Here is a 20,470-nt window from a genome sequence, read left to right on the forward strand (position 1 = left end):
TAGTCATTATAGATGACTTTAACCCATATTTGTTGACTCTTATCAATAAACTAGAGGGCTAAAACAGTGATAGTGTTATATTATAAAATAACCCAATAAAGAGTATTCTGACGTCATGCTTGATTTGGACTGGTTAGCTTTAGTTTCAGGGATAGGTATATTTCTCTGGGGAATGTCTATGGTTGAAGCTAACCTGACAAAACTGGCTTCCGGTAAACTTCATTACTTTATAGGGCGCTGGACCAATAATACCTTATCAGCAGTTATAACAGGTGCAGTTTGTACGGCTCTAATCCAGAGCAGCTCTTTGTTAACTTTAATCGTCCTGGCACTGGCGAGCTCAAAATTACTCAACTTAAAGCAAGCAATCGGCGTTATATTTGGCGCGAACCTGGGAACTACAGCTACCGGCTGGTTGGTTACATTACTCGGATTTAAAGTTAGTTTAGGCGACGCTGCCATATATCTGATTGGAGTAACAGCGTTAGCACGTCTATTTTTTAGAGAGAGAGCTCGTTATACCCTAATTCTCTCCCTGATTATTAGTATTGGTTTAATCTTATTCAGCCTTGATCTGATAAAAAATTCCACCCTTGGTATCAGTGAAACAATAACCATCAGTACCTCCGGTGGCGCTGCACCAATTGGCTTCTTTATTACTGGTCTGATCCTGGCGGTTTTATTCCAATCAAGTTCAGCTGTCATGATAATGACTTTGAGTGCAGCTAATGCCGGTATCATTAATTTGGAAAGTGCCATAGCTGTGGTTATCGGAGCTGACTTAGGTACCACCAGCACTGCTGCGCTGGGAAGTATCAACGGCGCTAAAATTAAAAAGCAACTTGCCCTGTCCCACTTTAGTTTTAATGTTGTGATATCAATGACTGGGTTATTTTTGATACTGCCTCAAGTTCCTACCATTCTGGCCTGGCTTAACTGGGATGATCCTCTTCTGCCAATAGTTACCTTCCATAGCATGATGAATGGCTTCGGTATTCTTTTATTTACACCTTTTATCAACCCATTTGTAAGATTTATTTCGCAGAGGTTTAGTGAGCAGCCAAACACGGTAGAGGCTCGCTTCTCACTCATTGCATTAAATGCACCTGCGGTGGCTTTGCATCAATTAAGAGATGAGACTCTGCATTTTTTAAAGTCAGTCGCTAAATTTAATCAACACTGCCTTAAAGGCTATGACAGTTATATAAATGAATACCTGGTTCTAAAAAAAGCAGAAGGTATTTTCATTGATACCTCCCATAAATTTTCAAAACAGGTGATTAATGATCAGCAAAGTAAAGATATTTTCTGTCTGTTATCGACGGTCAGAGATGGCATCTATTCTGCAAAATCGTTAAAGGATATTGTACCTGACCTGGAAGTGCTGGATATACAGAAGCTTTTAGACCAAAAGGATGTGGTGCCTTTATATCAAGAAGTGAACAGCTTTTTCCATGATGAAGCGGAACAGTTGGATCCAAATGATAATTATCAGTGGCAGGATGTAACGGAATATCAGGAAAATTTTTATCATAAATTCAAATCGACTCAAGAGAGCCTCTTCAGTAATGAAGTGGCGCAAGATATGCCCATTGAGCAAATCTCTACCCTGCTCAATATTAACAAACAGCTGTATACATCCAGCAAATACTTTATCAGTGCAATAAATAGTATTAGTCTAATAGGAAAGGAGGAACCACATGAGGATTAGTATTCATGGAGCTGCAGAAGAAGTTACTGGCTCATGCTCAGAAATTGAGACAAACAATCGTCGTTTTGTGATCGACTGCGGTCTAATACAGGGCTCTTGGAGAAATGAAAAAAGAAACTCTGATCCATTCCCTTTTGAACCAGCTGAGATAGATGCAGTCATCCTGACTCACGGCCATATTGATCACAGTGGACGACTTCCCCTTCTGGTTAAGTCTGGTTATAAAGGTCCCATATATTGTCATGAAGCGAACAGAGAGTTACTCGAAATATTACTAATCGATAGTGCTTATTTGCAGGAGAAAGAAGCTGAATGGAATAACAAAAAGCGACTGAGGAAGGGATTAGAGGAAATTGAACCACTCTATACTCGTCAGGATGTCCCCTCCGTTCTGAGTCAACTAGAGCCCATACAGTACCGTGAAATGATTCAGCTTGATAAGGATATCAGCTTTCAATTAAGAAACGCTGGACATATTTTAGGGTCATCCCATGTTGAATTTACTACTCACGAGCAGGGTCAGAAAAAAACGGTAGTCTTCAGCGGAGATATAGGTAATCCCGGAGCACCTATTCAGCAGGATCCGGATATAGATGGACAGCCTGATCTGGTTATCATGGAATCCACTTATGGCAATAGGGATCATACCAGTTGGGATTCTTCAATTAATGAGTTAAGAGACGCTATTAAACATGCTGCCGAGGACGGAGGTAATGTATTAATACCTGCCTTTGCCGTAGGCCGTACGCAAACCATACTTCACTACTTCGCGAAATACTATCATGACTGGGGACTTGAGAAGTGGGATATTTTTCTTGATAGTCCAATGGCGATCAGAGTGACAGAAGCTTATGAACGATACGCACATCTATATAAAAAAGAAACGCAACCATTCTGGTCAAAAGGCGCTTTGAAAAGTTATATCCCCAAACTGCATTTCACGGCCGATACTCAGGAATCAATGGCTCTTAATTCAATAAAAAGTGGCGCTATAATTATCGCTGGTAGCGGCATGATGACTGGCGGTCGCATTAAACATCATATGAAACACAATTTATGGCGAAGTCAATGCGATCTCATTATCACAGGGTTTCAGCCTGAAGGCACAGTTGGCAGACGTATTATTGATAAGGCACCTTTTATTAAACTGTGGGGAGAGTCAGTAAGAGTTGCAGCTTCTGTCCATACCATAGGAGGTTTTTCTGCTCACGCAGGACAAACCGAGTTACTAAAATGGTATCAGTGCTTCAGCAATCAACCTCCAGTAATATTAAATCATGGCTCAAAGTCGACCATAAAGGAGTTCAAAGAGTACTTACAAAAACATACCCCTGCCGATATCACAATTGCCAGTAGAGGTCAAAGCTTTACTTTGTAACTCTCTGATTTAATTGTGTAATTATGTATGTTACCTTGCCCACCCTTATGCTGGTGTGGATTTAGACTAGCCATACCTTTCTTGTAACTTGATATTCAGGTGCTTTTTTTACCAGCACCCTCCTCTAATACCGATTTGATTTACTTTGTATGCTCGGTATAGTGGTAAATGAATATAGGATATGAGGGACTTGTTATGATTAACAACTTAACTAAGCTATCTCTAGTAGCTTTATGTGCAGTTGCTGTAGCTCCATCCGTATCTCACGCCGAAGAAGAGGAAGCCGACGTTAACATTGGAGGCGCCGTTCGCCTCAATTACAGCTGGAAGGATTATACTGACGATAGTGACGGTCAGTTTGATTTTGAGCTTTTCGCTGTAGACGTCGATATCACCAAAGGTAAATGGTTTGTCGATTCTCAATTCCGCTTTTACCAAACCTTCAACGCCGTTCACCATGCCGAAGTTGGTTATAACTTTGATGATGATAACCGGCTAGCCGTTGGTGTATCTCAAGTACCTTTTGGTATAAGCCCATACGCCTCACATGGCTGGTGGTTTGGCGGTACTTATTATCTTGGATTTGAAGATGATTATGATACCGGCGCAAAGTGGACTCACACTTCTGGTAACTGGACCTACGATACAGCCTACTTTTTTAATAGTGAGTACGACGACTCCGCTCGTTACGGTCGTTATTCTTTTGATGTTGCCAGCATCGAAGGAAGAGACAACAAAGAGGATGGGCATGGTAACTTTCGTGCTCAATACCAGTGGGGAGATCATGTCATAGGCGGATCTTTACAGGCTGGTAAATTCCGAAACCGTACAACCGGTAAAAAAGGCGAGCATGCTGCTGCAGCGGTTCATTTTGATGGTAACTATGATAGCTGGAATGTACAGTTGCAACATATTTACTACTATTACGAAGACGCTCCAGAGCTTCAGACAGCTGATAATCGAATCGCAATGTCAGCCTTCGACTTTCCTTTCGAAATGGCTTCAGAAGCTAATGTAACCAGCTTCAACATCGCAAAAACATTTGAAGTGGGTAATGAGTTCGTCGATAACGTTGTCTGCTACAACGATTTCACCTACACCGCAACAAGTGATAAACCAGGTTTAACAGACTCAATACAGAATGTTACGGGGTGCACTTTAATTAAAAATGGACTTTATACTTATATCGACTGGATTGCCGGTAAAAACATGTGGTTTGCCGGAGGCCCGGGTATCGGTGTTTATGACGGTCCTGAAAAATGGCATTCACGTTTAAATATTAATATTGGTTATTATTTCTAAGGGGGATTCATGAGCGAGACTGAAAAGTCAGAACAGACGCCACAAAACCCACTGCATGAGAAATACGATGCTGATCACGAGGTCGGTGAACATAACGTTGAAGTACTGGGTATGGATCTCCATAACCCAGTATTTTTCGTCTCAGCATTCTTTGTGGTTTTCTTCGTTGTATTAACGTTATTATTTCCTGATAAGTCTGGTGAGTATTACCAGGCAGCCCGAAACTGGTCGACTGATAATTTCGACTGGTTATTTATGATTAGCGGTAATATTTTTGTATTATTCTGTATTGGCCTGCTTTTATCACCGTATGGTCGAATAAGGATCGGCGGTAAAGCGGCTAAACCAGAGTTCTCCATTTTATCCTGGTTTGCTATGTTATTTGCGGCCGGTATGGGGATTGGACTCATGTTTTTCGGTGTTGCAGAACCAGTCGGCTACTTCACAAGTGACAGCGCCTCAACTCCGTTTAACGTACCACCCGGCACTCCAGACTCTCAAAGTACTGCCATGGGTGCGACCATGTTCCACTGGGGACTACACCCCTGGGGCATTTATGCAGTTGTTGGTCTTTCATTAGCGTTCTTCGCCTATAACTGTAACTTGCCGCTAACCATTCGTTCTACTTTCTACCCTCTTTTGGGAGACAGAGTATGGGGGACAACCGGTAATATCATTGATACGGTAGCTGTGCTGGCTACAATCTTTGGTTTGGCAACTTCTCTAGGCCTTGGTGCCAGTCAGGCTGCCGCAGGTCTACACTTTCTATATGAAGATATTCCAAATACCATCACCACTCAGCTGGCGATAATATTTGGGGTTACTGTGATAGCTATTTTCTCAGTTGTTCGTGGTATTGAAGGTGGCGTAAGAGTACTTAGTAACCTTAATATGTCATTAGCTGCCATATTGATGATCTTTGTATTCATCGCAAGCTCAACCACACTTCTACTGGGTGGTTTTGGCTCAACCTTTATGAGCTACGTTGAAAACATCATTCCTTTGAGTAACTGGATTGGTCGTGAAGATCAGGGCTTTTATAAAGGCTGGACGATCTTCTACTGGGCTTGGTGGATATCGTGGTCACCATTTGTTGGTATGTTTATTGCACGTGTTTCAAAAGGCCGTACCGTAAGACAGTTCATTTCAGCTGTGCTCGTGATACCGACTCTGCTTACCGTTGTCTGGATGACTGTTTTTGGACGATCAGGTATTGAGCAGGTTAAAGGTGAAGTAGGTAAACTGGCAGACGGTATCAGTGATAGCTCACTGGCTTTATTCCAGATGCTGGAAAATCTGCCTTTAACAACGATCACATCAGCAATTGCAATCATTTTAGTATTGGTGTTCTTCATCACTTCATCAGACTCAGGTTCTCTGGTGATTGATAGCATTACAGCTGGCGGTAAACTTGACGCACCTGTGACTCAACGAGTTTTCTGGGCTACGATGGAAGGTGTCATTGCGGCGGTACTTCTCTTTGGAGGCGGCGCAAAAGCTTTAAGTGCCCTTCAGGCGGCAGCTATTACTGTCGGTCTCCCCTTCTCAGTTGTGTTGCTATTGATGTGTGTGAGTTTATTTATGGGCCTCAGAGCCGCTTATAACCTTAACTATAAAAGAAAGACCAAAGTTTAGAGTGAGCTAAAAATAAAAAAGCCCCTGTTTGGGGCTTTTTTTTAATATTAGGTAAAGATTGTAACTACACGATACAAGCGTACTTAATATCCAAATAGTCACTAATACCGTACTTGGAACCCTCACGGCCCATTCCAGACTCTTTAACGCCGCCGAATGGCGCCATTTCATTCGAGAGCATTCCTGTATTTATTCCTATCATACCCGTTTCAATGTCTTTAATAAGACGCTTTATCCGGTGTCTATCTTCGGTATAGGCGTAAGCGGCAAGCCCAACAGGAACACTGTTAGCAGCAGAAATCACCTCATCGTCGTCACTAAATGAGATCAAAGTGATGACCGGGCCAAAGATTTCTTCCTTAGCAATATCCATGTCCGTGGTTACCTTGCTTAAAATGGTTGGTTGCACGATATTTTCAAATTCTTTACTCACACCTCCACCGACCAAAACTTCAGCACCTTCTTCGGCAGCACTTTTTATCAACCCTAACGCCTTATCAATCCCTTTCTGGTTAATAAGAGGAGTGATTTCAACGCCTTTCGTTAACCCGTTTCCTAGGGTTAGTGCTGAGACTTTATTTCCTAGTTCTTTGACAAACTCTTCATACAAATCTTCATGAACAAAGACTCTATTTGCACAAACGCAAGTCTGTCCCGAGTTTCTAAACTTACTAGCCATTAGCCCATCAACAGCATCCTCAAGGTTTGCATCATCAAATACGATAAATGGTGCATTACCTCCCAGCTCCATAGTAACTTTCTGTACATTATCAGCTGATTGAGCAATTAATGTTTTACCAACGGCAGTAGATCCAGTGAACGAAATTTTTCTAACTAAAGGACTGGATGTGAGCACTTTTCCAATGTCACTCGAACTGGTTGTTGGCAGGATATTGATTACGCCATCAGGAATTCCTGCTTTTTGCGCCAGGTCAGCCATTGCCAATGCGGATAAAGGTGTTTCAGAAGCTGGCTTTATGACTACTGTACAACCTGCTGCTAGAGCTGGTGCAACCTTTCTGGCAATCATCGCCTGTGGGAAATTCCAGGGAGTAATGATACCTACTACGCCAACTGGTAACTTATGCACCTGAATATCTTTATTACCATCAGGAGAAGGTATTAGGTCACCGTTAATCCTTAATGCTTCTTCAGAAAACCATTTAATGTAAGAAGCACCATATAGAATTTCTCCTTTTGCTTCCTCTAAGGGTTTGCCCTGTTCAATGGTTAAAAGTTCTGCTAACTCATCAGCATGATCAATGGTCAGTTTATACCAGGATAAAAGTAGCTCTGATCGTTCCTTTGCAGTTGTGGTTTTCCAGCTTTCAAAAGCTGTTGCAGCGGCATCAATAGCTTGTTCGGCATGATTCTCAGTACAGTCTGCAACCGATGCTATTACACCGTTATCAAAAGGATTATCTACATTGAAAGTATTATCCGTAGATATCCATTCACCATTGATAAATGCCTGTTCTTTCAATAATTCTTTATTCATATCCAAAAAAAAATGGCTCCGTGATAGAAGCCATCTTAACGAACATTGGAATTTTTTCAAAAGAACCAATCGTGATATTTGTATTTCAAATGACTTACATCCTTTCAAGCGTTTCAATTCCAAGTAACTCTAAACCCATTTCAAGTTGCTTCAGGCAAATTGAGGATAATTGAAGCAGACTGGCACGCTTGGCGTCATCTGGCTCTTTGAGGATGTGCTGTTTCTGATAAAAAGAACTAAACTCCTGAGCCAAGTTATATAAATGCTCACATAAGAAATGTGGTGCTCTTTTTTCGATAGTCTTATCCAAAGCAGAATTAAACTCCAGAAGTTTAAAGGTTAATCCCTTTTCATTATCAGAAGTAGATAACAGGTCGCCTGGAACCGCATCAATATCAGCTGCTTTACGCAAAATTGATTTTATACGGGCCACTTGCATCAACAAATATGGGCCTGTTTTTCCTTCAAATTCACTAAACTTTTCTAAATCAAAGATGTAATCCTTGATACGGAAGTTTCTTAGATCGGCAAATTTTAACGTTGAAATTGCAACCTTATGAGCAATTTCATCCTTTTCCTCATCTTCAAAGTCCTTACCAAAGTTCGACTCAGCAAGTTTTTTATGAGCTTCATCTTTAGCCATTTGAATTAAGTCATGTAATTTCATGACTCCACCACTACGGGTTTTAAATGGCTTTCCATCTTTGCCATTAACAGTACCGAAATAGGTGTGTTCATACTGGGTCTTTTCGTTCATACCCATTAGGTCAGCTGCGGCAAACACTTGCTTAAAGTGCTGTTGCTGACGACCATCAACCACATATAGAACAATCTGTGCATGGTCATCATAAACACGCTCATAAAGTGTAGCCAAGTCAGTTGTACCGTACATTACAGCACCATCTGATTTACGCAAAATAAGCGGAGGCATGACTTTCTCACCCTGGTCGTCGACAAAAGGAACGATTAAGGCCCCCTGGTCTTTTATGGAAATTCCTTTTTCATCCAGTTCTTCTAGAATTTTAGGGATAAACGGGTCTGCATCACTTTCCCCTTTCCATAGATCAAAAGAAACACCTAGCTCGCCATAGTCTCGTTTCAAGGTAGCGATGGAAACGTTTACAAAATGCTGCCATAAGGCTCGATACCCCTCTCTGCCATTCTGCAACTCAAGTGTGGCCTGTCTCGCTTTCTCGGCGGCTTCTTCATCTGTCTTACATAAACCCGACTCTTCAGGATAGATTGTCTCAAGATCCTGAATAGTGACCGGAGACTCCTCGGGGTAAGGTCCAGTAAAATCTTTATCAAAATAAGGCAAATCAGGTTGGCGCTTTTTTAAGCCTTCAATCAGCATGCCCATCTGAGTACCCCAGTCGCCCAGATGTGCATCAGAGACAACATTGTATCCTTTGAAGCGGAAAATCCTTTGTAGCGAGTCACCGATAATAGCTGTACGTAAATGCCCTACATGCATAGACTTCGCAACGTTTGGCCCACCAAAATCTATCATAACCTTGGTATCTGCCAAATTTTCGTGGCAACCGAAGGTATTATCCTGACTGGAAGTTGTTAGTTTTTCCGCTAAATAGTCTTCATGTAGGAAAACGTTTATAAAGCCTGGGCGAACAACATCAATGTTTTTCACGATATCGTTATCCGGCAGTGACGCTACCACTTTTTCAGCGGTGACAAATGGATTTCCGGCACCCTGCTTCGCTGCTGCCATGGCACCATTACATTGAAAATCACCCAGCTCTGGTCTAGAGCAGCGCACAGTTCCCCCGAAATCGAATGATAAATCGTTTGCTTCAAATGCCTGACCAAAAAGTTGGCTTAAATCTTGTTCAATGGTGGTTAACATGGCTTAACTTCTTAATGTGTAAAGAGAATGAGGTTCAAAAAACTGCCGGCATTATACTAAAATCCATAGCAGAATTGCTATGGTAGCGGGCATTAATCATCGATTTGACAGGTTATTACTAAAAAGAGGAGCCTGGCTGCTGTAAAAACTCCAGCTCTTCCGCTGTTGACTGTCTGTTTAAAGCATCATTACGGTGAGGATAGCGGCCAAATCTATCAATAATGGCCTTATGCTTGAGCTCGAAGTCATATCCATAATCATCACCAAGCTGAGAGAACAAGCGGACAGCATGTTGGTGTATCAGCTTAGACTCACTATGCATGAACGGTAAATATAAAAATTGCCTCTCGACCTGGCTTAGCCGTGCATCATAGCCTTTATCAATTGCAACCTGAGATAGTGTCAGTGCCTGGCCATCGTACCTGAAGGCTTCCGCCGAGCCTCTGTAAATATTTCTGGAAAACTGATCAAGCACGATAATTTCCGCTAAGCTGCCCTCGGGAGTATCACGCCATTCGTAATATTCTCCCTGACTGACCTTTTTATGAAGCTCACCAAAGCGTTCACTGATAGTTAGATCCAGTTCTTTATCTTTCTGCCACCACTGTTTAGGTTCTAAAGTCTCAAACCAAAAACCAAGTACATCTCCGGCGTTCATACCAGCCGCTCTTTTATTTCACTCAACAGATTGTCACTGGCAGTTTCAATCATATTGAGTACTTTGGTAAACCCTTCGGCACCGCCATAATAAGGATCAGGGACTTCTTCTATTTCTAGTTCAGGTGCATAGTCACGTATAAACAGCTTTAATTTATCATCATAACCATTTGTTTTTAATAGAGATAAATTGTGATAATTCTCTAAATCCATGGCGATGACCAAGTCAAAGTCAACGAAATCTGTAGCTTGAGCCTTCCGGGAGCGAATATAGGATAAATCGTATCCAGCCTTACGCGCTTCTTGCTGTGAGCGCTGGTCGGGGGCTTCACCCACATGGAAGGCGCTGGTTCCAGCTGAATCAACTTTGACCAGGTGATCCAGGCCAGCCTCATTGACTTTATGCTGGAATACACCTTCGGCTGTAGGTGAACGGCAAATATTGCCTAGACAAACAAAAAGTACAGAAAATTGAGACATCACTTATTCCTCATAGCTGATGTTTTCGATAATAACTATTCGCTGCGCTCAAGTCTTCCTCTGTATCAACACCAAGTCCTGGCACCTCTTGTGCTGTCTCAACATGAATATGGTAGCCATTAGCAAGCACCCGAAGTTGCTCTAACGACTCTAGACGCTCTATATCCGCTGGTTGCATCTCTACGTATTGCTTTAGAAAACCAGCTCTGTAGGCGTAGATGCCAATATGTCTTTCGCAGCTCTGCAAAGACGCCACCTTATGGTTTTCAAAACTCCCTCTCTGCCATGGTATTGCCGCCCTTGAAAAGTATAGAGCCTTGCCACTATTTGCTGCTACAACCTTAACTATATTAGAGTTAAATATATCGCCTTCATCGGTAACGGGTGTACTAAGTGTCGACATTACACAATCAGTGTGATGACTTAAGTTTTCGGCTACCTGGCTGATGTTTTCTGGGGAAATGAAAGGCTCGTCACCTTGCACATTGACCACAATTTCATCGTCACCCAGCCCTTCGATTTTACAGACCTCAGCAAGTCGATCACTACCAGATAAATGATCATCACGCGTCATACAGACATAACCACCAAAGGAAATAACAGCATCCTCAATTCTCTTATCATCAGTAGCTACAATGACTTTATCGGCACCCGATAATAAAGCTCTTTCATACACATGCTGAACCATCGGCTTATCGCCAATAATGGAGAGCGGCTTTCCAGGAAGCCTGGTGGAAGCGTAACGTGCCGGTATAACGACAATAAACCCTGTCTTAGGCATACTTATCCAGCTCCTCAGCGGATACCTTTCGAGCCTCTCCCTCAAGCATGACAGGTATATCGTCACGAACTGGGTAAGCCAGCTTGTCGAAGCGACAAATTAATTCCTGCTCGTCTTTGTTAAACAAAAGTTCGCCTTTGCATAGCGGACAAACTAAAACATCTATCAATTTATGATTCATAAATAGTCTCGTTTATTGCAACAACTGTAATATCTTACTCTTAACAAGCTTCTCGCAATCTTCAGTTAAAACAGTATTTACAGGTAAATAATACATTCTCTCATCAGCAAATGTATAGCACTTGACCGCATCCTTCTCTGTCATGATGATAGGACCTTTCAGTCCGTCAAAGTCTGATGCTTCAAATTTGTGATGATCAGGGAAAGCATGGGCGTTTACCTTGTAACCTTCGCTGATAAGCGTATCAAAAAATCTTCCAGGGTTTCCAATCGCTGCCACTGCATCTATGTGCTGGCCGATATCAGTACTTGAATTTGCAAGTGACTTTATAGGCTGCGGCTTTAAGCCCATATCTTTGCCATTAACGATGGTGATATCTACGTTTCGTAGACGAGACGGTGGTTCGCGCAACGGCCCCATCGGCATTAACCAGCCATTACCCAGCCTTCTACTGCTATCAATGACTGCAATTTCTAGATCTCGCTGTAAGGAATAGTGCTGTAAACCGTCGTCGCAAAGAATGATATCGCATCCTAACTCGACCAGTTTAGCTGCACCTCTGCTACGGATGGGGTCAACCACGACTGTTGCTTTGGTTCGATGGTAGATAAGGTAAGGTTCATCACCGCATTGTCGGGGTTGAAGCTCATTCGATACAAGCAGAGGATAATCAGAGCTGGAGCCACCATAGCCGCGAGTAACCAGACCAGGCTTATACCCTTCACCTGCTAACCATTCGATTAAATATATAGACAGCGGGGTTTTCCCCGTCCCGCCAACATTTATGTTGCCCACTACCACAACAGGACGCGAAATCCGAGTCGATTTGAACCAACCGACTTTGTAAAAAGTTTGTCTCAGCCAAACGATAACCCTAAGGAAGAGTTGTAACGGTAGAAACAACCATAGCCACCAAGCAGTAGGCTTATACCAAAGACGCTCAAAGAATTGTTGACTCGCGGAAACCGCCATTGGTCACTCACTGAACTGCATTTGTTGTAATCGAGTGTACTCACCGTTTTGGGCCATTAGTTCATCATGCGAACCCGACTCAACGATACGTCCTTCTTTAACGACTAGAATTTTATCAGCATTTTCAATAGTGGATAATCGGTGAGCCACAACGATGGTTGTTCGGCCAACCATTAAAGCTTCTAAGGCTTTTTGAATATGCCGTTCGGATTCAGTATCTAAGGCAGATGTAGCCTCATCGAGGATCAAAATCGGCGCATCTTTTAGCATCGCTCTGGCGATGGCCACACGCTGTCTTTGTCCTCCGGACAACATAAAGCCGTTATCACCCACCTGCGTATCAAGTTGCTGAGGAAGTTGTTCAATAAACTCCCAGGCATAAGCATTTTTAGCTGCCTTTATGATTTCTTCATCGGTTGCGTCGTCCAGTCGACCATAAGCTATATTGTGGCGAATGGTGTTATTAAACAATACGACATTCTGCGAGACCGTTGCAATTTGCTGTCTGAGAGATGAAAGCGTTAATTCTTCTATTGGAATATCATCAACTTTAATTTGACCCGACTCAGGATTGTATAAGCGTTGGATCAAACTGGCTATGGTACTCTTGCCGCTTCCGGAGCGGCCAACCAGCGCTATACTTTGACCTGGTTCGGCAATGAAGCTAACCTCCCTGAGAATAGCTTTATCGGACTCGTAAGCGAAGCTAACGTTCTCAAACGATAGCTTTCCTTTTGCTCGTTCTAATGTTTTAGTGCCCTCATCGGGCTCGTCAGGCAAATCGAGTATTTCAAAGACACTCTGGGCTCCAGCAATACCCCTTTGCAGATGAGTGTTGACGCTACTAATATCACGCATTGGCTTCAGCATTATACCCATCATGGTGATAAATGTGACCAGCTCACCTCCTGACATACGGCCTTCCAGGAGCTCCAGGCTTCCGAAATACATAATTGCAGCGAAGCCGACACCAGCAACAATCTGAATCACTGGAGAGGCGATACCTTTCGTTGCAATTAGCTTCATATCCTGTTGGCGATTACGATTAGCTTTTTTATTAAAATTTTCTATCTCTCGCTTGGCGCCACCAAATATTTTTATAACTTGATTACCCTTGATGGTTTCTTCTGCCGTTTTTGTTACATCACCAACAACATTCTGAATATTGCCGCTGACTTTTTTCAGACGCTTTGCACTTACGTTAATTATCCATGCAATAACTGGAACAACGACAAATAAAAATAAAGTCAGTCGCCAACTGATTAAGGTCAGATAGATCAAGACAAACACAATGGTGCCACCGGTTCTTAATGCAAGGGTAATTGCATCAGAGCTGGCAATGGCTACCTGTTCAGTGTTGAATGTCATGGTAGAGAGGAGATTACCCGGAGCCCGTTCTGAAAAGAACTTTGCTGGCTGCCTGATATACTTTTCGTACAAACTCTGCCTGAAGTCCTGTACTACTTTTCGCCCAACCCAGCCCATGCAGTAGGTTGAAACAAAATTACAAATTCCACGAAGAAATATCGCTCCTAAAATAAATATCGGAGTCTGGACTAATAGAAAGTATCGATCACCTTCTTTGATACCATCATCAATAAGGTACTGGATGGCATTAACAAACGTTGTTTCGATTAAAGCGAAACCAATATTGGCCAATACCCCCATTAGGAATACCCACTTATAACGCTTGGTATACCCTAATAGCCGTTTGTAAATGGCTGTGTTACTTTCTTCTTTTTGATCTGACATTAATGATTTAAAACACTAGTTATTTTTCAGGTTGAGGCTTCTGCGTGGGTAAAGTCAGGTTATTAAAACCTGCTTGCCCTGCCGCATCCATAACCGTGATTACGGATTGGTATGGAGCTTGTGCATCTGCGCTGATTATAACAGGTGTTTTAGTATCTGTGGACGATTCTTTTATGGCTGCTTTAATCGTTTCAACCTTGCGATTTACTAGCCCCTTTCCATCTATATAAATCTCACCTGCCTTGGTAATTCGAACTTCAATGGTGTTGGGCTTTGAGTCCATCATTTCACCGCTCGCCTCAGGGAGCTCTAAGCTAACCTTTGTTTCTTTTTTGAAGCTGGTGGACACCATAAAAAAGATCAATAATAGGAACACCACATCAATTAATGGTGTTAGATTGATCTGAATATCTTCTTTTTTCTTTTTTAACCACATAACTACTTTACGTCGCAATTAGTTAGAGGTGAAAATTTCGCGCTCACCATGAAGCACTTCGACCATCTTTAAAGCTTCTTGCTCCATATCCGCCACCAGCTCTTCTACACGGCGAATGAATAGACGGTGCATAACAAGAGTTGGAATTGCAACGGCCATACCGGCAGCCGTAGTAACCAGAGCTTCTGAGATGCCTCCGGCCAATGCATTAGCGTTACCTACTCCTTCTATTCGCATCACAGTAAAAACCTTAATCATACCGATTACGGTTCCAAGTAATCCAAGGAGGGGAGCAACAAGTGCAATTGAGCCCAGCATATTCAAATAGCGCTCTAACCTTACGACAACAGCCCTGCCCGCTTCATCGATACTGGCTTTCATCGCCTCTCGTCCATACTGGTGATTAAGCAGACCAGCGGTTAGCACTTCGCCCAGCTCGGAGCTGGCTTTCAGCTCTCGCATTTTTTCTTTATCAAACTGCCCCTGTTTAATCCAGGTCCATACCTGTGCTACCAAGTGCTTAGGCAGAATGCGCTCTCTTTTTAGCGCCCAAAAACGCTCTACAATAATACCGACAGCAACAAGTGAGCATATGGCGATGGGAAGCATTGTCCAGCCACCGGCCTTCAATAAATCAAATAGTGTGCCAGTCGATGTTGCTACCAGTGCAGAAGAAATCGATGTTACAGAAATTACCATTATCCCCATTACCTCAATGCGTTTAAATTTTTTACTTATGCGCCAAAACGCTTAAAAACTGTTTAAATATTAGTCATTTATTGTTTGTTTTAACAATTTATTGTGCAGCAGCCGGTGGATAAGAGCAAGAACTTATTGGCATCAACTGTGAACGAGTCCACCGCTTTATTGTTTTTTATTAATTCTCGGTTAAAGAGCATGGGGCCTCCCTCCACAGCTTACTCTCCTGTCGTAGAAAGCGGTAATCCAGTGTGTTCAGATTTATGAGAAGCTGGCCCAGACAGCCAGTGTCTAGAAGTTCAGGCTCAAATAATTGATAACGCTTAAGAACAGTGGCATTGGGTAGGCGGTAGCGACTGTACCTCTCAGTAGGAAATATGACCATTTTGGGGTTAACCATTTTTATCAAAGGGTAACTTGAGGAACTCTTGCTTCCGTGATGAGGGGCAATCAGAATATCTGCATTCAACTCTTGTCCGAATAGCTCTGCCAACCGATATTCAGTGCTTTTTTCAATGTCACCGGTCAAAAGTATAGAGACTCTGTCATTGTTAACTGTAGTGCTGGAAACTTTCAAAACGCAAGAGTCATTATTTCTGCCGGGGGTACTTCCCTGTGGATGGATGAATTCAAGATTGAAACGACCAACTTTTGTCTTAATTCCGGAACGACAAGGCTCATAGCCGGGGATACTCCCTTTTTCCTGAAACCATGAACCGGCGTAGACCTTATCCACGGGTAAAGTAGTTAAAATTTCACCTGCACCGCCAGAATGGTCATTATCCCTATGACTTAAAATTAAAACATCCAGCTGCTCCACCCCTCTCTTTTGCAAACTTGGATAAACATAGCTTTCAAAAGCCGAAAAGTTTTCATTGCCATACCCAGTATCATAAAGTATGTGACGCTCACCATCTGTAAGTAACACCGCTAGACCATGACCGACATCATAAACGATAAGTTCTGCCTTGGAACTGTCGAAGTTACTGGCGAAAACACTTGGTAACAGCAATACAGCCATCATTGATACCAAAGGAGCTCTTAGCTTGCCCATAGGAAAACAACTTGCTAAAGCTAATATTAATAGAGTAATCAGTAACCATGGCTGTATGGATATACTTATTTGAGACCATTGCAAATAAGGACTTAAGTCAGCGAGAGAAGAGAAAAAATAATCTATGGATTGACTCAGGTAAAACATTAACCACTGGCCATTAAACAGGACCATGACCAAAACCGCTAAAAGGATTAGGGGTAAAATAACAAGGCTAAACACTGGGATCATGATTAAATTGGCCAATAAACCGAGACCGCTTGCTTCCTGAAATAATAATAAGCTTGGTATCATCAGTATCAGGGTTATTGCAATTTGCAAATGAACTAATGTCTTTAACTTACCCACAGCGCTACTGTCATGCCCTATCCTTCCAAACAGTAACAAGCTAATTACAGTAACTGCTAGAAAACTCATCCAGAAACCAGCAGATAAAACAGAGAGTGGGTCCCCTACTATAATGATCAGTAGTGCCATCTTTAGCCCCAGCAGAAATGCAGCTTCTCTCATAAGTAAACGGGATATAACTACTGAGCACCACATTATTAAAGCCCTTAATGTGGGTATTGAGAAATCAGCTAACGCACTGTATAGAAGCGCAACGACACAACTTCCAACCAGGGCAAATGTTAATGGGGATAATAGCGGTCTTGAGCATAACAAGTTCAGTAAACCAGTTAATTTAAACAGGAGCCAAAAGCTGACTCCCGCGATAATGGATATATGAAGTCCGGATATGGCCACCAGATGACTTAAGCCAAATTCACGAAGCAACTCCCGTTGGGAAGAAGACATCTTTCCTTTCTCCCCTAAAATTAAAGCCTGTAATACACCAGCTTGTTCAAACTGGTTCAGCTGGTTGTACAGTTCCTGCCTGACTGTAGAAATACTGAAAGGCGCCGCATGGTCTATTAATTGACGAGACTTTATATATCCCTTCCCATCAATACCTGACTGAAACATATAAAACTCATAATCAAAGCCAGCCTCATTAACTGGTCCATAGATGGGTTTAAGTTTAACCTTCAGCTCCCATTTTTCGCCCAGTTGATAAGGGCAGGTCTGGGCATAATCTTTTAATAAAAAGGCCTTCCCACTGATTGACTTTTTGGCGGCCTCCAACACCCTTACTTTGAACCTGCAATATTCTGGATAAATCACTGGCAATGTATCTATCTCAGCTTCTATAATGTGCGCGCTTTGGTTATGTGGTGGTTTAACTTGATTATCTTTTTGTATTACAGCACTCAGAGATACCCAGCAAAAGCCTAAAGCTAAGCCACTAATAAAGACTGCCAGTTCTTTTACAACAACCTTTTGTGATAGGTTGCCAAATAAGAGAAGACTAAGCGCAAGCAGAAAACATATGACCAAAATAATGGTCGATGGAAAAGTTGGTAAAACAAATATACTGCAGCATCCCAGCAGTAAGCCGAAAATCCATTTGAACATTTAGGGATAATCCTTATCCAAGCATTAACAAAGTGTTGTACGATAGATAGTGAAAAGTTTAATTGTGGAGCATTATGCCACGTAAGATACTGAAAAAAATTACGCCAGATCACAAAAAGATTACTGAAAATCGCTTTCTAAAAATTTTCGGTAAGTTGATTCATGATCCTGGCCTGTGGCATTTAAACCGTTATAGTGCCTCAGGGGCTTTTGCGGTTGGGCTCTTTATGTGTTTTATGCCAATTCCTTTTCAAATGGTTCTGGCTGCGGGATTAGCAATACTTTTTAGAGTAAATCTTCCACTTTCAATACTTTTGTGCTGGATTACCAACCCTTTGACAATTCCGCCAATGTTCTACTTTGCTTATCTGGTGGGAGCCTGGGTCCTGTCATGGCCACCCAGTGAGTTCGAATTTGAATTAAGCTTTGAATGGTTAAGCAATGAATTAGTACATATCTGGCAACCATTCCTTCTTGGATGCTTCATCTGTGCATCTATTCTTTCTTTATTAGGTTATTACACTATTAGCCTATCCTGGCGCTATCATGTGGTCATGGCCTGGAAAGCTCGTCAAAAGCGATGGGCTGAAAAGATCAAGCACACACTGCATCTGGATGACAGCAAAGATGACGACAATACCAATGAAAAAGATTCAGATCGTCGTCATCAAGACAAATAACCTATAACTCCAGAGCTGACAGAACACCATCTTCCAGATGGAGCTGACGCTGCATTTTACCTGCGAGTTCTAAATCATGAGTAACCGTGATGAAGGTTGTGCCCATTTCACGATTAAGCTCACACATAAGCTCGTATACGTGAGTTGCTGTTGCATGGTCAAGGTTACCGGTAGGTTCATCGGCAAGAACGCAATCCGGTTCAGTTACAAGTGCACGTGCAAAAGCTATTCGTTGTCTTTCACCGCCTGAAAGCTCAGATGGCTTGTGAGTTTTTCGATGGCTCAATCCGACTTTATCAATCAGTGCATTTGCCCTTTTCTGAGCATCAGACCTCTTCATACCCCTTATTATTAAAGGCATGGCAACGTTATCCTGAGCTTCGAACTCTGGTAGAAGATGGTGGAACTGATAAACAAACCCAATATGTTTGTTTCTAAAATCACCTTGGGCTTTTGCTGATAATTTATGAATATCGGTACCTTGAACGATGACGTTACCCGCAGTTGGTTTATCCAGGCCACCTATCAAGTGCAATAACGTACTTTTGCCTGAACCGGACGAGCCCACTATAGCTAGTTGCTCACCCCTGTCGACGTTAAGGTTAAGCTCCGTTAACACCTGAACCTTATTTGCCCCATCAGTATAAGTACGGCTAAGGTTTTCAATTTTAATCATGCTTTCACCATTACTCATAACGAAGCGCCTCCGCAGGTTGAGTTCTGGACGCTTTCCATGATGGGTATAGCGTTGCTAACACACTGATGCCGAAAGCGGCAGATGCAATTTTAATGACATCATCCGGTAAAAGCTCTGTTGGTAAGAAATTGATGAAATAAACATCTTTAGGGAAAACACTCATATTGAATGTTACTTCCAGCCAATTGACAATTCCCGGCAAGTTTAAGGCCAGAAGAACACCAAGGATAACCCCTGCACCAGTACCAATAATACCGTTGATAATACCGCTGGTCATGAAGATACGTAAGATAGAACCCGGACTGGCACCCAGAGTTCTTAGAATAGCAATATCAGCCTGCTTCTCATTCACTAACATTACGAGTGAAGTAACAATATTGAAAGCTGCTACAGCGATAATGAAGGTCAGTAGAATAAACATTATCCTTTTCTCCATTTCTATCGCATTAAACAGGGTTTGATGTTGACGGGTCCAGTTAGTAACAAAGTAATTATAATCAAGCGCCTGATTGAGAGATTCGGTTACTTCATGAACTTTCATGACATCTTGGGTTTTCAGCTGGAGTGCAGACACCCCGTCGCGAATACGAAGAATTTTTGCAGCGTCATTCAAATGAACGAAAGCCAGTCCCTTGTCCGCCTCAGACTTTGTCTCGAAGATACCTGAGACTGTAAAGCGCTTTGCCCGCGGGTTTATGCCAGCGATTGTAATGCGACTTTCCTTCAGAAACATCAATGTGACCTTATCACCCACATTTGCTGATAAGCGTCTTGCCAAAGAAGCACCGAGAATGACGTTATAACTACCTTCCTTCAAAGAGTCGAAGGAACCATTACGCATATTATCCTTCACTACAGTTACTTCGCCTACTTTCTCAGGCAAAACGCCCTGCATTAGACCGAAATGATCTTGCCCAAGGTGTTGAAACATAGTTTCTGACTGAATGTACGGTGATGCACCAACAACGCCAGGGTTTTGTAACACCCTCTGCTCAAGGTTTTGCCAGTCTTGAATGGGTCCACCGATATTGCTGACAAGAACATGCGGAGCCATACCTAGTATGCGATCTCTGAGCTCTCGCTCGAAACCATTCATGACAGACATTACTGTGATGAGTACCATCACACCTAGCGCGATCCCGATCATGGAAATCAACGAGATAAAAGATATAAAATGATCTCGACGTTTCGCACGAGTATAGCGAAGGCCGACAAATAGAGAAAAAGGGAGCCTCATGGCAGCT

At 42.4% G+C, this 20,470-nt stretch carries 18 protein-coding genes; 5 read left to right on the forward strand and 13 right to left on the reverse strand.

From position 1 onward, the window contains the following. Positions 1 to 115 precede the first annotated feature (115 nt). The 4 genes from KS2013_RS05775 (at position 116) to KS2013_RS05790 (ending at position 6,026) form a co-directional block, all read left to right on the forward strand. Positions 116 to 1,711, forward strand: coding sequence for a Na/Pi cotransporter family protein (locus tag KS2013_RS05775; RefSeq protein ID WP_169816858.1), 1,596 nt, complete (start codon positions 116 to 118; stop codon positions 1,709 to 1,711). After that, positions 1,701 to 3,089 carry an MBL fold metallo-hydrolase RNA specificity domain-containing protein gene (locus tag KS2013_RS05780; protein ID WP_068991027.1) on the forward strand — a complete coding sequence of 463 codons (1,389 nt, stop codon included), beginning with the start codon at positions 1,701 to 1,703 and terminating at the stop codon, positions 3,087 to 3,089. The genes KS2013_RS05775 and KS2013_RS05780 overlap by 11 nt, the downstream gene beginning before the upstream one ends. A gap of 195 nt (positions 3,090 to 3,284) precedes the next feature. Then, the gene (locus KS2013_RS05785) at positions 3,285 to 4,391 is read left to right on the forward strand and encodes a hypothetical protein (protein WP_068991029.1); all 1,107 of its coding nucleotides are present in this window, start codon (positions 3,285 to 3,287) and stop codon (positions 4,389 to 4,391) included. A 9-nt stretch (positions 4,392 to 4,400) separates the two neighbouring features. Continuing rightward, on the forward strand, positions 4,401 to 6,026 hold the full coding sequence (locus KS2013_RS05790; protein ID WP_068991030.1) for a BCCT family transporter: 1,626 nt from the start codon (positions 4,401 to 4,403) through the stop codon (positions 6,024 to 6,026). A 64-nt stretch (positions 6,027 to 6,090) separates the two neighbouring features. Here KS2013_RS05790 and KS2013_RS05795 read toward each other — a convergent pair whose 3' ends face one another. From KS2013_RS05795 to KS2013_RS05845, 11 genes are all read right to left on the reverse strand, one after another. Beyond that, positions 6,091 to 7,524, reverse strand: a complete 1,434-nt coding sequence (locus KS2013_RS05795; protein WP_068991031.1) for an NAD-dependent succinate-semialdehyde dehydrogenase — start codon at positions 7,522 to 7,524, stop codon at positions 6,091 to 6,093. A 94-nt stretch (positions 7,525 to 7,618) separates the two neighbouring features. After that, a complete protein-coding gene (gene argS, locus KS2013_RS05800) occupies positions 7,619 to 9,385 on the reverse strand; it encodes an arginine--tRNA ligase (RefSeq protein WP_068991035.1) in 1,767 nt (588 codons plus the stop codon). A gap of 118 nt (positions 9,386 to 9,503) precedes the next feature. Beyond that, entirely contained in the window at positions 9,504 to 10,043 is a 540-nt protein-coding gene (locus tag KS2013_RS05805; RefSeq protein WP_068991036.1) for a DUF924 family protein, read from the reverse strand. Beyond that, positions 10,040 to 10,522, reverse strand: coding sequence for a low molecular weight protein-tyrosine-phosphatase (locus KS2013_RS05810; RefSeq protein WP_068991038.1), 483 nt, complete (start codon positions 10,520 to 10,522; stop codon positions 10,040 to 10,042). The genes KS2013_RS05805 and KS2013_RS05810 overlap by 4 nt, the downstream gene beginning before the upstream one ends. A gap of 10 nt (positions 10,523 to 10,532) precedes the next feature. Continuing rightward, positions 10,533 to 11,303 carry a 3-deoxy-manno-octulosonate cytidylyltransferase gene (gene kdsB / locus KS2013_RS05815; RefSeq protein WP_068991039.1) on the reverse strand — a complete coding sequence of 257 codons (771 nt, stop codon included), beginning with the start codon at positions 11,301 to 11,303 and terminating at the stop codon, positions 10,533 to 10,535. Further along, positions 11,296 to 11,484 (reverse strand): Trm112 family protein, encoded by a 189-nt coding sequence (locus tag KS2013_RS05820; RefSeq protein ID WP_068991041.1) that lies wholly within the window; start codon positions 11,482 to 11,484, stop codon positions 11,296 to 11,298. Before KS2013_RS05820 ends, kdsB begins: the two co-directional genes overlap by 8 nt. Before the next feature lie 12 nt (positions 11,485 to 11,496). Next, positions 11,497 to 12,456, reverse strand: coding sequence for a tetraacyldisaccharide 4'-kinase (lpxK, locus tag KS2013_RS05825; RefSeq protein ID WP_068991043.1), 960 nt, complete (start codon positions 12,454 to 12,456; stop codon positions 11,497 to 11,499). A gap of 3 nt (positions 12,457 to 12,459) precedes the next feature. Next, positions 12,460 to 14,208 carry a lipid A export permease/ATP-binding protein MsbA gene (gene msbA / locus KS2013_RS05830; RefSeq protein ID WP_068991048.1) on the reverse strand — a complete coding sequence of 583 codons (1,749 nt, stop codon included), beginning with the start codon at positions 14,206 to 14,208 and terminating at the stop codon, positions 12,460 to 12,462. A gap of 19 nt (positions 14,209 to 14,227) precedes the next feature. Beyond that, positions 14,228 to 14,644, reverse strand: coding sequence for an ExbD/TolR family protein (locus KS2013_RS05835; RefSeq protein WP_068994429.1), 417 nt, complete (start codon positions 14,642 to 14,644; stop codon positions 14,228 to 14,230). Between the two features lie 18 nt (positions 14,645 to 14,662). After that, positions 14,663 to 15,343: a MotA/TolQ/ExbB proton channel family protein gene (locus tag KS2013_RS05840; protein ID WP_068991049.1), complete on the reverse strand. Its 681-nt coding sequence runs from the start codon at positions 15,341 to 15,343 to the stop codon at positions 14,663 to 14,665. A gap of 178 nt (positions 15,344 to 15,521) precedes the next feature. Further along, positions 15,522 to 17,849, reverse strand: a complete 2,328-nt coding sequence (locus KS2013_RS05845) for a DNA internalization-related competence protein ComEC/Rec2 (protein WP_068991050.1) — start codon at positions 17,847 to 17,849, stop codon at positions 15,522 to 15,524. Positions 17,850 to 17,923: 74 nt separating this feature from the next. Between KS2013_RS05845 and KS2013_RS05850 the strand changes: the two genes are divergently transcribed. Beyond that, positions 17,924 to 18,529, forward strand: a complete 606-nt coding sequence (locus tag KS2013_RS05850) for a DUF2062 domain-containing protein (protein ID WP_068991052.1) — start codon at positions 17,924 to 17,926, stop codon at positions 18,527 to 18,529. Between the two features lies 1 nt (position 18,530). On the opposite strand, the gene lolD is transcribed toward KS2013_RS05850, so the two are convergent. Further along, on the reverse strand, positions 18,531 to 19,223 hold the full coding sequence (gene lolD / locus KS2013_RS05855) for a lipoprotein-releasing ABC transporter ATP-binding protein LolD (RefSeq protein ID WP_068991055.1): 693 nt from the start codon (positions 19,221 to 19,223) through the stop codon (positions 18,531 to 18,533). Beyond that, positions 19,216 to 20,463 carry a lipoprotein-releasing ABC transporter permease subunit gene (locus KS2013_RS05860; RefSeq protein ID WP_068991058.1) on the reverse strand — a complete coding sequence of 416 codons (1,248 nt, stop codon included), beginning with the start codon at positions 20,461 to 20,463 and terminating at the stop codon, positions 19,216 to 19,218. Before KS2013_RS05860 ends, lolD begins: the two co-directional genes overlap by 8 nt. Positions 20,464 to 20,470 lie beyond the last annotated feature (7 nt).

Source organism: Kangiella sediminilitoris (assembly GCF_001708405.1).
GTDB classification, from domain to species: domain Bacteria; phylum Pseudomonadota; class Gammaproteobacteria; order Enterobacterales; family Kangiellaceae; genus Kangiella; species Kangiella sediminilitoris.